General features: G+C 53.3%; 10 protein-coding genes. 7 read left to right on the plus strand and 3 right to left on the minus strand.

Going from position 1 to position 12,533, the window contains the following annotated elements; genetic code table 11:
- Positions 1-3: 3 nt before the first annotated feature.
- Positions 4-942 carry an ornithine cyclodeaminase family protein gene (locus tag MIH19_RS19575; protein ID WP_249006449.1) on the plus strand — a complete coding sequence of 313 codons (939 nt, stop codon included), beginning with the start codon at positions 4-6 and terminating at the stop codon, positions 940-942.
- 188 nt (positions 943-1,130) lie between these two features.
- On the opposite strand, the gene MIH19_RS19580 is transcribed toward MIH19_RS19575, so the two are convergent.
- Positions 1,131-1,514 carry a hypothetical protein gene (locus MIH19_RS19580; protein ID WP_249006450.1) on the minus strand — a complete coding sequence of 128 codons (384 nt, stop codon included), beginning with the start codon at positions 1,512-1,514 and terminating at the stop codon, positions 1,131-1,133.
- 102 nt (positions 1,515-1,616) lie between these two features.
- Here MIH19_RS19580 and MIH19_RS19585 point away from each other — a divergent pair, with 102 nt between their 5' ends.
- On the plus strand, positions 1,617-2,054 hold the full coding sequence (locus MIH19_RS19585; RefSeq protein WP_249006451.1) for a VOC family protein: 438 nt from the start codon (positions 1,617-1,619) through the stop codon (positions 2,052-2,054).
- Between the two features lie 113 nt (positions 2,055-2,167).
- On the opposite strand, the gene MIH19_RS19590 is transcribed toward MIH19_RS19585, so the two are convergent.
- Positions 2,168-4,822 carry a CoA transferase gene (locus MIH19_RS19590; RefSeq protein WP_249006452.1) on the minus strand — a complete coding sequence of 885 codons (2,655 nt, stop codon included), beginning with the start codon at positions 4,820-4,822 and terminating at the stop codon, positions 2,168-2,170.
- A gap of 343 nt (positions 4,823-5,165) precedes the next feature.
- Here MIH19_RS19590 and MIH19_RS19595 point away from each other — a divergent pair, with 343 nt between their 5' ends.
- The 4 genes from MIH19_RS19595 to MIH19_RS19610 all read left to right on the plus strand — a co-directional run bounded on the left by MIH19_RS19595 (position 5,166) and on the right by MIH19_RS19610 (position 10,690).
- Positions 5,166-6,794, plus strand: coding sequence for a BCCT family transporter (locus tag MIH19_RS19595; protein WP_249006453.1), 1,629 nt, complete (start codon positions 5,166-5,168; stop codon positions 6,792-6,794).
- Between the two features lie 75 nt (positions 6,795-6,869).
- A complete protein-coding gene (locus MIH19_RS19600; protein WP_249006454.1) occupies positions 6,870-8,027 on the plus strand; it encodes an iron-containing alcohol dehydrogenase in 1,158 nt (385 codons plus the stop codon).
- Between the two features lie 75 nt (positions 8,028-8,102).
- Positions 8,103-9,599: a CoA-acylating methylmalonate-semialdehyde dehydrogenase gene (locus MIH19_RS19605; protein WP_249006455.1), complete on the plus strand. Its 1,497-nt coding sequence runs from the start codon at positions 8,103-8,105 to the stop codon at positions 9,597-9,599.
- A gap of 179 nt (positions 9,600-9,778) precedes the next feature.
- Positions 9,779-10,690, plus strand: coding sequence for a LysR substrate-binding domain-containing protein (locus MIH19_RS19610; protein WP_249006456.1), 912 nt, complete (start codon positions 9,779-9,781; stop codon positions 10,688-10,690).
- Between the two features lie 208 nt (positions 10,691-10,898).
- On the opposite strand, the gene MIH19_RS19615 is transcribed toward MIH19_RS19610, so the two are convergent.
- Positions 10,899-11,357 carry a DUF4124 domain-containing protein gene (locus MIH19_RS19615; RefSeq protein ID WP_249006457.1) on the minus strand — a complete coding sequence of 153 codons (459 nt, stop codon included), beginning with the start codon at positions 11,355-11,357 and terminating at the stop codon, positions 10,899-10,901.
- A 188-nt stretch (positions 11,358-11,545) separates the two neighbouring features.
- On the opposite strand from MIH19_RS19615, the gene MIH19_RS19620 reads away from it, so the two are divergent.
- Entirely contained in the window at positions 11,546-12,442 is an 897-nt protein-coding gene (locus tag MIH19_RS19620; protein ID WP_249006458.1) for a chemotaxis protein, read from the plus strand.
- Positions 12,443-12,533 lie beyond the last annotated feature (91 nt).

Genomic DNA, 12,533 nt, shown 5'->3' on the forward strand with positions numbered 1-12,533 from the left:
ATCATGCGTATTATTTCTGCACAGGAGGTGGCCGGCGCGCTAGCATGGCCGGCACTGATCGAACGTCTTGCCAATACGTTTCGCCATGGCGTGGAAGCTCCACCACGACACCATCACGCCATGCATCGGTTGGACGGCGAGGCCACCATGCTGCTGATGCCCGCCTGGGAACAGGCGGGGTATATTGGTATGAAAATGGTCAACGTGTTCCCGCAAAATGCCAACGCTGGCCTGCCGGCCATCTCCGGTTTATATATTCTGTGTGAAGGCCAGCACGGCACTCCTCTGGCCTGCATCGATGGCAGTGCGCTAACCAGCCGGCGCACCGCCGCAGCTTCGGCCCTGGCAGCCCGTGAGCTGGCACGGCAAGACGCTTCATCGCTGTTGGTGGTTGGCACCGGCAAGCTGGCACCCATGCTGATCGAAGCACACGCCACGGTGCGCCCTATTCGCAAGGTGCGGATCTGGGGCCGTAATCCGGACAAGGCTGCAGCGCTGGCTGAACGTTTTCGCGACCGCTTTGACTGTGAGTCGGTGAATGACCTGGAAACCGCCGTCCCCCAAGCAGACATCATCAGCTGTGCAACCCTGTCGACCGAATCACTGGTCCGGGGGGAATGGCTGCAGCCCGGCAGCCATCTGGATCTGGTGGGCGCGTTCCGGCCAACCATGCGGGAAACCGACAGCCAGTGCCTGGTCCGTAGCGAAGTATTTGTGGATACCTACGCCGGCGCCATGGGCGAAGCCGGAGATATTCTACAGGCCATCAACGAGGGTGCGTTCAGTGAAACCAGCCTGCGCGCCGAGCTGGCGGAACTGATCAGAGGCGACAAGCCCGGGCGCACGAATGACGAGGCCATAACGCTCTTCAAATCCGTGGGCGCCTCGCTGGAAGACCTTGCCGCCGCCATCGAGGTATGGGAAACCCTGGAAAATAACTAGCAGAGTCAGCCCGCCTCGCCCTCCTCACGTCGGAACCCGCCTCCGATCGCCTCACTGACCACGCAAAAGCCCCGCTAGTCGGGGCTTTTTTCTGTTTGAATTTTGTGCGTCAAGAAAGTAAACCCGCCCACATTCTGGCGTACTCGTGACGCTACCGAGGAAAGTGAAATTCGAGGCTGTTTATCGAACTATTGAATGGTATTGCCTTTGATCAACATGCCACTTCCTTTGATGGAGCCGTCTTGGCGCAGCACCATCGATGGGCCGTCTATACTGACTTCGTAACAAGCTGGCTCGTCGCCGTAGGCAAAACACATCTCGCCTTCTTGTGCAGTCCATTCTCCTTCATAGCCTTGGCCATAGATGGTGCCATCCGGCGCATAGTATTCGTTGAAGCCTGAATTAGGAGAGCTCATGCTGCCCTGGTAGGAGTGATCACTCACTGCGGCAGAGATGGACTTCGCACTGATTTTACTTTCAGCACTCGCTAAACCCGGCGCTAGCAATACAGCTGTGGCAAAAACGACGGATAATGTGCTACGAATACGGCTGTTTATTTTAATTCCGTACATAATTCTGGCCTCTCTGATTCAATGGGTAAGCCCTTGTGTAAAAGGCTTAGTATGATTTTATTGAGTCGTTCATTTCACGCTCATCACAAAAGGATACGCATTATGGCTGTACAAGATCCATTCCATCTCGCCATACAAGTTCGAGACATAGACGAAGCTCGCCGGTTCTATGGTGATTTTTTAGGCTGCCCTGAAGGCCGCTCATCCGACAGCTGGGTCGACTTCGATCTTTACGGCCATCAGTTTGTCTGCCATCTCAACCCTGCATTAAAGGAGAACTCCACAAGCAGTCATACAAACCCTGTAGACGGCCACGGAGTGCCCGTTCCGCACTTCGGGGTCGTTCTGGAAATGGACGCATGGAACAATCTGTCTGTAAAACTGCGTGAGCACGGGGTGGCTTTCGAGATTGAGCCTTACATACGTTTTAAAGGTGAGCCGGGGGAGCAAGCAACCATGTTTTTTTACGACCCTTCGGGAAACGCTCTAGAATTTAAAGCTTTCAAGGACCGCGAAGCCCAGCTCTTCCAAAAAAGCTGAGTTTCCACCAACTCCTAAGACACCGGAACTCAAAGAACTTTAAAGCCCCGCTCGCCGGGGCTTTTTTCTGTCTATATTTTTTGGACGTGTCAGAGATTATTGCCAGCGCGAACCTACGCTACTGACTCACTGCCCAACAAAACGGCCCCCTCGCTCTGCAACACCTCGGGCGAGACGATCGCCGGCGCTGGCTGAGAAGCTGCACGTAAAATCTCGCCGATACTGATTGCCGGACTGACAACCTGCAAACTTTCCACACCCGGTAGGTATTGTCTGCTCCAATTCAGGCCTGCAATTTTGCGGTCAATCATCGATTCCACTTCCGCTTCGGAGTAGCCGATGCTGGCCAGAACGCTGCGGGTGGAGTAACCGAATTGCTCTGCCGGTGTAAAGGCGCGGGTAGATGCATCTGTCGGGCGAATCGAACAGTGGTCAATCTGGGTAATACGGTGGCCGCTCGGATGGTTGGAGTAGGTTGAAAACGAGAAGCTGCCCAAAGTCGTTCCTGGCGTACCATCGGCTTCGCGGTTGTACTGTTCGCGCAGGTCTTCAATGGCATTCGGTTGGGCTGCCGCTATGCCCGCTTCCTGCAGAATGTCTGCCCAGTAATTGGCCGGCGCTGTTTGGAAAGCTGCGCGTAAGAACTCGCCGATACTGGCCGCTGAACTGATGCCTTGTAAACCTTCGATGCCTTCGAGCTTGTCCAGCTCCGAGCGGTTTGAGTCCATGAAAATCCAGCCATCACTGGTTTTATAAAAGTGCGACAACTCGTGGTGGCCCATTGCCTCCCGTCCCGATGGCTCATTGAAGGGCGCGCGGCCCTTGTAGTCAAAGGCAAACGGAATTTGGGCAATGTTGGTCACCGCCGACAGGGAGGTGCGTGCGCGAGTGGCCTGGCCAGTTTTCAACTTGTGATAGAGGGAAACCGCCATAGCCAAGCCCGCAGCAAAGCCACAGTTTACGTCGAGAGTACCTAGGTGAGCGTGCTCTTCTGGGGTAGCCGGGCCACCGAAGCGGCTCATGATGCCACTGTTTGCCTGAATAATGTCGTCGTACCCGATGTAGTCGGTCTTAGGCCCGGGCAAAGGACCACCAAGGCAATCGAGGCGACAGAACAGAACACCGGGGTTCAAGGTCTGCAGTGTGTCGTTGTCCAATCCCAAAGGCTTCATTTGGCGATCGGGCGCGTTAATCACAACCATGTCCACCGAGCGTACAAGGCGGTTAAATCCCTCACGACCCTCAGCTGTGGTTATATCCATCAACGCACTTTGTTTATTGACGTTGGTCTGGAAAGTGAACAATACGCCAATCAAAGGGTCGTACATCGGCTTGACCGTATCCAGCTTGATCACTTCTGCCCCAAAGCGGCTTAAAAAAGCGGTTGAATGCGGCCCTGCAATCACGTTGGTAAGGTCCAGAATACGAAGACCTTCTAGCCAGCCGTTGCCGCTGGCCGGTTGAATGGCCTTGCCAGTAGGCCGGGTTACAGTTTCCTGCGCTGCAACTGAAGACAGCTCAACCAGTGCTTCATCAAACGAAACCGTTTTGCGAGGACGCGGCGCGAGCATGTCTGCGGCGAACTCTTCAAGCCAGGCAATTGGCCCGGGCTGTTTCATCAGGCCATACTCAGAATCGTTAACCTCAACAATAAGGCCAGCAGCATTGGTGTGTTCATCGTTCACCCACTCCTGGGTTGTGCGATGCGGTGCTCCGGGGATCTGACCCTCACCAAACAGCACACCCCATTCTGTAGATGTTTTAGTCAGAAAGGCTTTTTTCATCTTTTCGGAGATGATGTCGGCCCACTTTTTGGGTAGTGGATAAACGCCAATAGAAGTCTCGCCATCCCAATCGGCAACGGGCGCATGCAGATCTTCAACTTCGGGTAGCCCAGCGGCCTTCAGCTCGTCGTAGACACCCAGAAGCTTCAATGCACGTTTTGCATGATTGCGGTGCGACGGACAAACGCAGTAGAACATGCGACCGTCAGCACACTCATAGGTGCGATAAAACGGATCGAGATATTCCTGCAGGTCTTCGTAACTCAGGTCAAACTCGATGTTATTGGCCTTGCGGTATTCGATTTCATCCTCCCGCATGGTCTTGTAGCGGCTGGGCAGGCCGTCGATAACGTAGGAGTTGTAAGACAGGCCTTCCATCAAGGCAGCGGCAATCGGTACTTCAACGTGGTCACCCCGGCCTGTTTTTTCCCGCTCCAATAACGCGAGTACGGCGGCACTTGAAGCGAGTGAGATGGCATAAGCTGACCCCAGCGGAAGAGGAGAAAAGCTAGGGTTAACGCCCATCAACACTCGATTAAAACCCATGTCGGTGAACGCGCCGCAGGTAGCAGCGACAACGGCTTCAGTCGCTTTCCATTCACGACGCAGATCATCGTTGCTGGCAAAACCTGGTATTGACAGGGTGATTAGCTCGGGACGATTAGCACGTAGTATCGCGAAGTCTAAACCCAGCTTTTTCATGACGCCCGGCCGGAAGCTTTCAATAACGATATCGGCTTTTTCAATCAGTTTTTTGGCCCGTGCCAACCCGGACTGACTTTTTAAATCCAGCTTCAGACAGCTCTTGTTACGGTTCAGCACAGCATTAGCCGGGTGGTCCCATTGGGGGCCATTGGGTGGATCGACGTGCACAACAGTGGCACCGAAGTCGGCCAGCACCATGGCAACAGCAGGGCCAGCAATTTGCTGGCCAAAATCAACAACGCGCACGCCTGTTAACGGCAGGGGGTTCTTTTTTGTCATTGCTCTTAATCCTTCTCGCTGTGCATCAACGTTTGTTGAGCTGTTATGAAAACCGACGATGATTCGGTGGTAATCATGTTAGGAGCACAAGTGACGCGGGAACCAACGATAAAAAAGAGCTCTGAGACCCCAATTTATTTATAGGTAGTGGTTAAAGATGACGTGGCGGCGGCGCAAGCCATAAAAAAAATAACGCCTTAGGGGCGGTTTTTATTGATTCCAATCTACAACCAAAACTGACGAAAATAACGGCACTTCGATTGCGGATGCCGAGACATATCAGGAATTCAGTGAGACAGAGCAAACAAAAATAATTAGAAAACTCCAAAAGAGGTGGCAATGTATGAACAACAGACAAGACTATATCTGCTCGACCGGCTGGCTGGCGGGAACCAATCCAGTCATGTCGGTGGGCGCGGGCATTCTGGTACTTGCGTTTGTTTTGTTTACCGTTAGTGATCCCGAATATGCGAATGCGTTATACGGTGCAGCCAAGAATTTTATCGCTAAAGAACTGGCGTGGTATTACGTGGGTTTGGTCAGCGTTATTTTGTTTCTGGTGGTTGGTTTGGTGTTTACTCGTTTCGGCAGCATACGATTGGGAGAAGACACCGACCGGCCGGAGTTCAGTAATTTTTCCTGGTTTTCCATGCTGTTCGGGGCAGGTATTGGTATTGGCATCCTGTTCTGGAGTATTGCCGAGCCTATTTCGTATTTCCAAGGCAATCCCTTTATCGCAGAAAACCAGCAGCTGACGGTGGAAGCAGCGCAAGTCGCCATGCGTGTGTCTATCTTCCATTGGGGACTGCACGGTTGGGCTTTGTTTGCCATGCTCGGCCTGATCTTGGCTTATTTTAGCTACCGCAAAGGCTTACCTCTTTCTATTCGTTCCAGCCTCTACCCTATTTTTGGTGAGCGCATCTATGGCCCGATTGGCCACATCGCTGATTTGTTGGCCGTGTTTGGTACCGTCTTCGGCATTGCCACCTCTCTGGGGATGGGCGCACAGCAAATGAATACCGGGTTGAATTACCTGCTAGGTATTGAGGTTTCAACGTCGACTTATATCCTTTTGATTGCCGTGGTTTCGGTCATTGCGATGATATCGGTCGTTACCGGTGTAAACCGCGGTATACGTATATTGAGTGAGCTTAATATGCGCTTGACGATGGTCATTCTGGGGCTGTTTGTAGTGTTCGGCCCGACGGCCTACCTATTGGGAGCACTAGTAACCAATTTTGGCGACTACGTAGTCCACGCCGTTGAATTGGGCTTTTGGGTGGATCCAGATCCAGAAAGCCAATGGCAGGGTTGGTGGACCATTTTCTACTGGGGTTGGTGGCTTTCCTGGTCACCGTTCTGTGGTATTTTCATTGCCCGCATATCCAAAGGCCGTACCGTTCGCGAGTTTATACTTGGCGTATTGATCGCCCCGACTCTGTTAGCGGTTGTCTGGATTACTATCTTTGGCAATACCGCCATGTTTATCGAATTGTTCGGCACTGGCGGAGTGGTTGCTGCGGCCAATGCGGATACCACCATGGCGCTGTTCAAAACAATCGAACTGATGAATACCAACAGTTTGGTTGTTATCGTGATGGCCAGTATTTGCACCTTTATGCTGGTGACCTACTTCGTGACCTCTGCAGACTCAGCAACCCTGGTCGTGTGTACCTTAATTTCGATGGGTGATAGTGAGCCTTTGACCCGTTATCGTGTGTTCTGGAGCGTAGCGATTGGTGCAGTGGCTTCAACCTTGCTGTTGGCTGGCGGCCTGGCTGCTTTGCAAACCGCCACCATCGTTGCCGCGTTGCCCTTCTCATTCATACTGATCATGGCCATCTACGGTCTGTTTAAATCACTGCTTGAGGAGCCGATACTAGGGCAGCTGCCTAAAACCGCTGCCGTGGTAAGCGACCCTGAATTGCTGACCGGGCGACCTAAAGCAACTGTGGCTACGGCTTCTCTCTGACCCCCAAACCAATATTAAGGGCCTCAGATCCACGCTGGGGTGAGGCCCGCGACGTTAGAAACAAGTGGAGCAAATATGGTTACTCAAGTCATTCTCCCGCGCATTCTGCAAATCGGCGAAGGAGCTTCACAGCAATTACCGCAAGTGCTGGCAAGCCTGGGTTGCAGTCGCCCGTTAATTATCACCGATAAGATGATGGTTAAACTCGGTTACACCCAAATTATTCAGGACTGCCTGGCGGCCAGTGAACTGTCGGCCGACGTGTTCGATGACACCGTTCCGGAACCGACGGTTAGCTCAATACAGGCGGGCGTTGCCAAAGTACGCGACGGTGATTACGACAGTATTATTGCCCTTGGCGGCGGCAGCCCCATCGACAGCGCAAAGGCCATCAGTATTCTGGGCAAATTTGGCGGCGTAATGCGGGATTACAAGTTTCCGCGCATTGTTAACGAGTTGGGTTTACCCATCATTGCCATACCCACCACGGCCGGCACTGGCTCGGAGGTGACCAAAGTGACGATCATCACGGACGAGTCCAACGATGAAAAAATGCTGTGTGTGGGCGTTGGCTTTATGCCTTTAGCGGCTTTGGTTGATTTTAACCTGACCTTAAGCCTGCCCAAGCGCACCACCGCCGATACCGGCATTGATGCCCTGACCCACGCGATGGAAGCCTACGTTAGCCAGAAGGCGAGCCTGTATACCGACGCCCAGGCCATTGCAGCAATGCGCTTAATCGGTCCGAATTTGCGCCGCGCGTTTCATGATGGCACCGACAAACAGGCTCGCGAGCGAGTCATGCTGGGATCCACTCTGGCCGGCATTGCCTTTTCCAACGCCTCGGTGGCTTTGGTACACGGCATGAGTCGACCGATTGGCGCCGCGTTCCACGTGCCCCACGGATTGTCCAACGCCATGTTACTGCCTGCGGTTACCGAGTTTTCCATTCCCGCCGCTGCAGAACGTTATGCTGACTGTGCCCGTGCTATGGGCGTTGCTTCTGAGCAAGACAGCACTGACGTTGCCAACCGCAAACTAATGGCCGAGCTTTATGCCTTGAATGACGAACTCGAAGTGCCTACTCCGGAACTGTTTGGTATCGATCGCGACGAATTTTTCCGGCTGCTGCCCACTATGGCTGAGCAGGCTTTGCAGTCTGGATCCCCGGGCAACAACCCTCGTGTACCCAGCGCCGATGAGATTATCGAGCTTTACAAAAAGCTCTGGTGAAGCCGGCAGCCCAACAATTTTTTTGATAACAACAACCCTTACACGCGCAGCGTGAACGCACTTTGAGGACATATTATGAGCACCGTAGGACATTTGATTAACGGCCAGATTATTAACGACGAAAACCGGGCTCAGCCTATTTTTAATCCTTCCACTGGTGACTCCACACGGCAGGTTGCACTGGCTTCAAAAGCCACGGTAGAAAAAGCGATCGCCGCTGCACAAGCAGCTTATCCTGCATGGCGCGCGACCCCTCCCCTTAAGCGTGCCCGTATCATGTTCCGCTTCAAGGAATTGCTTGAGCAGAACGCTGACCACATTGCCCAGTTGATCGGCGAAGAGCATGGCAAAATCCAACACGATGCTCTTGGCGAGCTGCAACGCGGGATCGAAAACGTGGAGTACGCCTGCGGTGCGCCCGAACTTTTGAAAGGCGAGCACAGCGCCAACGTTGGCCCCGGCATTGACGCCTGGAGTGAATTTCAACCGTTGGGGGTAGTTGCGGGCATCACACCGTTTAACTTTCCGGCCATGGTTCCGCTGTGGATGTACCCCATGGCAATTGTTTGCGGTAACTGTTTTATCCTGAAGCCTTCAGAACGCGACCCTAGCTCCACGCTGTTCATTGCTCAACTGCTGCAAGAAGCAGGCTTGCCTGACGGCGTTATGAACGTGGTCAATGGCGATAAAGAAGCAGTAGATACACTGTTACGAGACCCTCGCGTTCAAGCGGTTAGCTTCGTGGGCTCAACCCAGATTGCCGAATACATCTACACCACCGCCAGCGCTTACGGCAAGCGTTGTCAGGCTTTGGGCGGTGCCAAAAACCACGCCATCGTGATGCCCGATGCTGATATGGACAACACGGTGAATCAACTGCTAGGCGCTGCATTTGGCTCTTCGGGTGAACGCTGCATGGCGCTGTCAGTTGCGGTTGCCGTGGGTGACGCTGCCGCTGATGCCTTGGTTGCCAAAATGGCCGAAGCCATGAAAGCGCTGAAAGTGGGTGCGTACAACGTACCCAGCAATGACTTTGGCCCCGTGATCACCGCTCAGCACCGCGACAAGATCGTGGGTTATATCGACAGCGCAGAGAAGCAGGGCGCACGCATTGTTGTAGATGGCCGTAACCAGGTCGTTAACGGCCACGAAAACGGCTTTTTCGTTGGTGGCACATTAATTGACCGGGTCACTTCTGAGATGACAAGCTATCAGGAAGAAATTTTTGGACCGGTGCTTCAGGTGATGCGCGTTAAAACCATGCAGGAGGCCATGGATCTTATAAATGCTCACGAGTACGGTAACGGCACCTGCATCTTTACACGTGATGGCGAAGCCGCACGCTACTTCACCGACCATATCATGGTTGGCATGGTCGGCATTAACGTGCCCTTACCGGTACCCGTGGCGTATCACAGCTTTGGTGGCTGGAAGCGATCCTTGTTTGGCGATTTGCACGCCTACGGCCCGGATGGTGTGCGTTTCTACACCCGTCGCAAGGCTATTACGCAGCGCTGGCCTTCCGCCGGAGTACGCGAGGGTGCCGAGTTCTCAATGCCAACGATGAAGTAAGCGCAAAGAACAGCCGCCTGTTCTTTGTAAGCTGATTCTGGGCGGTGTGCTCACAAAATGAGTCACCGCTTTTTTTATGCCTGGCGCGACGCTGGCAGCCAATTGAGCGACAAATTGAGCGACAAATTGAGCGACAAGACACAATACGGCGCTCAACAACAAAAACAGAGTTGCGGACCATGAAAAAGAGACTTCCACCGTTAAATTGGTTGCGGACTTTCGAAGCAGCAGCACGCCATCTGAACCTGACCCAGGCTTCGGTCGAATTGAATTTGACCCAGGCCGCAACCAGTCAGCATATTAAGGGGCTTGAATCCCAGCTCTGCACGGCCTTGTTCCGACGATTACCGCGGGGCTTGGAATTGACAGACGCAGGCAAGGCGTATTTGCCAGTGGTGCATGAGTGCATCAGGCGGCTTACCACAGCAACCGAAGAAATCTTCGGTCAGAGCAAAAATCGATTGTTAACTGTCAGAGTGAATCTGGTGTTTTTTACCACTTGGATTGCCCCTCGGCTTGCCAGCTTCTACGAGCAATATCCGGATGTGGGTGTGCGTTTCACCAGCAATATCTGGCTGGACAAAGAGATACACACCCATGATTCCGATATGGGAATTCGCTACGGTAAGGGGTATTGGCCGGGCTTCGATGCCGATCGGCTGAGTTGGGACGAGCTATTTCCTGTCTGCAGTCCGCGTCTGGCGAGCACCCTTGGGTCGATCGACCAAGCAGACCTAGGTGCCTGCGACCGGCTGAGTAAACAGACGCTGCTGCACGTTATCGGTTATGAAGAAGGCTTGGGCCATTGGCTCGATCAGGCTGGTTTGTCTGACATCCGGTTTTCCCACGAAATTCAGTTTGATACCTTGATTTCTGCGCTAGAGGTGGCAAAACACGGGGGCGGCTTCGCCCTCGGCAGGACGAGTTTGGTCGAAGATATGCTCGAAAAGGGCCTGCTTGTGGCACCGTTTGCACAAAAAGTGCCAACGGCCGAAGCCTTTTATCTCCTGCGCCCGTCTAATAAATACGTTCACCCACACGCTGAAATTTTTCGTAGCTGGTTAATAAAAGAAGCCAAACAAAAACATTAGTTCTTAAAAAAACCTACTCGACCAAATCCTGATTCCGCAAGCCGTTCAATGGTTCTGCTGCTGATTTTGCAGACAGCTTAATGCCAAATGACCTCAGCTCCCAACGACAACGGCTGGGCGAACTGGCCGTTAAGCCCCATCCGTTCGATGGGTTTTTGGAACCGTCGCAATTTTGCTCAATTTTTTTATAATTACGCAAATACGCTCACTATCGCCGCAAACATTCCCAGGTCCGCTTGCTGGCCAACTCCCGCCTGTCGCGTCTTAGCCGGTTTCCTCGAGAGGCTGAATAGCCACCGGCGCGCAATCGGCTTTCTATATTGCCGATGCGGTCTGCATAATTCTCACAGGTTTTTTGCTGGGCAATCTGGGCCGCATTGGATTGCGCGGCCTTTTGAGCCTTGCCATCAGACATTGGGCTGGCCGAGTTCTGCGGCTTTTCAGGCTGAAGGCCTTGCAAACGGTCGTCACGGCGCCGGTTATTGTCAGCGATAGGAATCACGGTGGGCCTGCGAAAGTCGATCGCCTGGCTGCCGGGAGTTTTGGGCTTGTCGGTGAAGTGGGTAACGCCGTTGGCGTCGGTCCAGCGGTAGTAATCGGCTTTTGCCGCGCCAGATAAGCCAAGTAACACCACCATAGCAGTAATGGATATTGGGACGGGTCGCATCGTTCATTCCTTTGACATTTGCGGTTCGGCACAGCAAATGGGCCATACTTCAAAATCAGAAGATAACATGCCAAATAAGTACTCGCATAAATTGTGTCAGTGACGCTGTCTTTTTACCATCATCGGTTATGCTGTGTTGCTCTACCCGTAATACTGGGTGTTCATTTCGTTTTTTGACAGGTGCGCTTATGAGTAGCCAACCCAAGCAGCTGCAAAAACTGCTGCTGTTTCAACTGACAGATCAGCGGCAGTTTGGCCTGGGCACTCTGAAAATTCGCGAAATTATGCCGTTCAGGCGTCTTAGTCGCCTGCCCCATAGCCACCACGCCATTGTTGGCACGGCCACCTTCCGTAACGCGGCGGTGCCGGTAATTGATATGGCCGCGGCTATCGGTTACCCGGCGCTAAGCGCGGAAGAGCGCGCCGAAGCCTCCATTATTGTGACCGACGTGCAGCGTCAGGAAATCGGTTTTATGGTGCGCAGCGTGCAACGCATCGTTGAAGCCGATTGGAAAAAAGTGTTACCGCCGCCCCAGGCCCTGGGTAAAAACGCGTTTATTACCGGTTTGCTGACCCTTGATGGCGCTCTGGTGCAACTGCTGGATCTGGAATTGCTGCTGGCTCGGGTTTACCCGGAGTCTTTGAACAGTCAGGACGTGCTGCTGAATGATATGGAGATAGAAACCCTGCGCAACATGTCGATTCTGCTGGTGGATGATTCACGGGTGGCGCGCAAACAGCTGTGCGATGTGCTGGATCGCAAGAATATTGGCTATCAGGTGACCGAAAACGGCACGGCCGCGTTCGAGTACCTGCTGGATAGCAGCGCCCACGGAAAACCGGTGAATATTCTGGTGAGTGACATCGAAATGCCGGGCCTGGACGGCTATGAACTGACGTTCAAGGTGCGCGACGACAGCCAACTGCACCAGCCATACATTATTCTGCATACCTCACTGAACAGCGAAATGAGCCTGAGTTATGCCGAACAGGTCGGTGCTGACACCGCGCTAACCAAGTTCGACGCTGAGGAACTGATGCACGCTATGTTAATCGCGGCGAAAGGGCGTCAGCAGCAGGCCTGATGGCCCGGCTATTATTGCCGGCAGCGTAAGACAAAAAACCGGAGCCAGCTCACCAGGCTCCGGTTTTTTATAAGCTTGCCCCGTCAGGATT

The sequence above is a fragment of the Marinobacter sp. M1C genome (assembly GCF_023314135.1).
Classification (GTDB): domain Bacteria; phylum Pseudomonadota; class Gammaproteobacteria; order Pseudomonadales; family Oleiphilaceae; genus Marinobacter.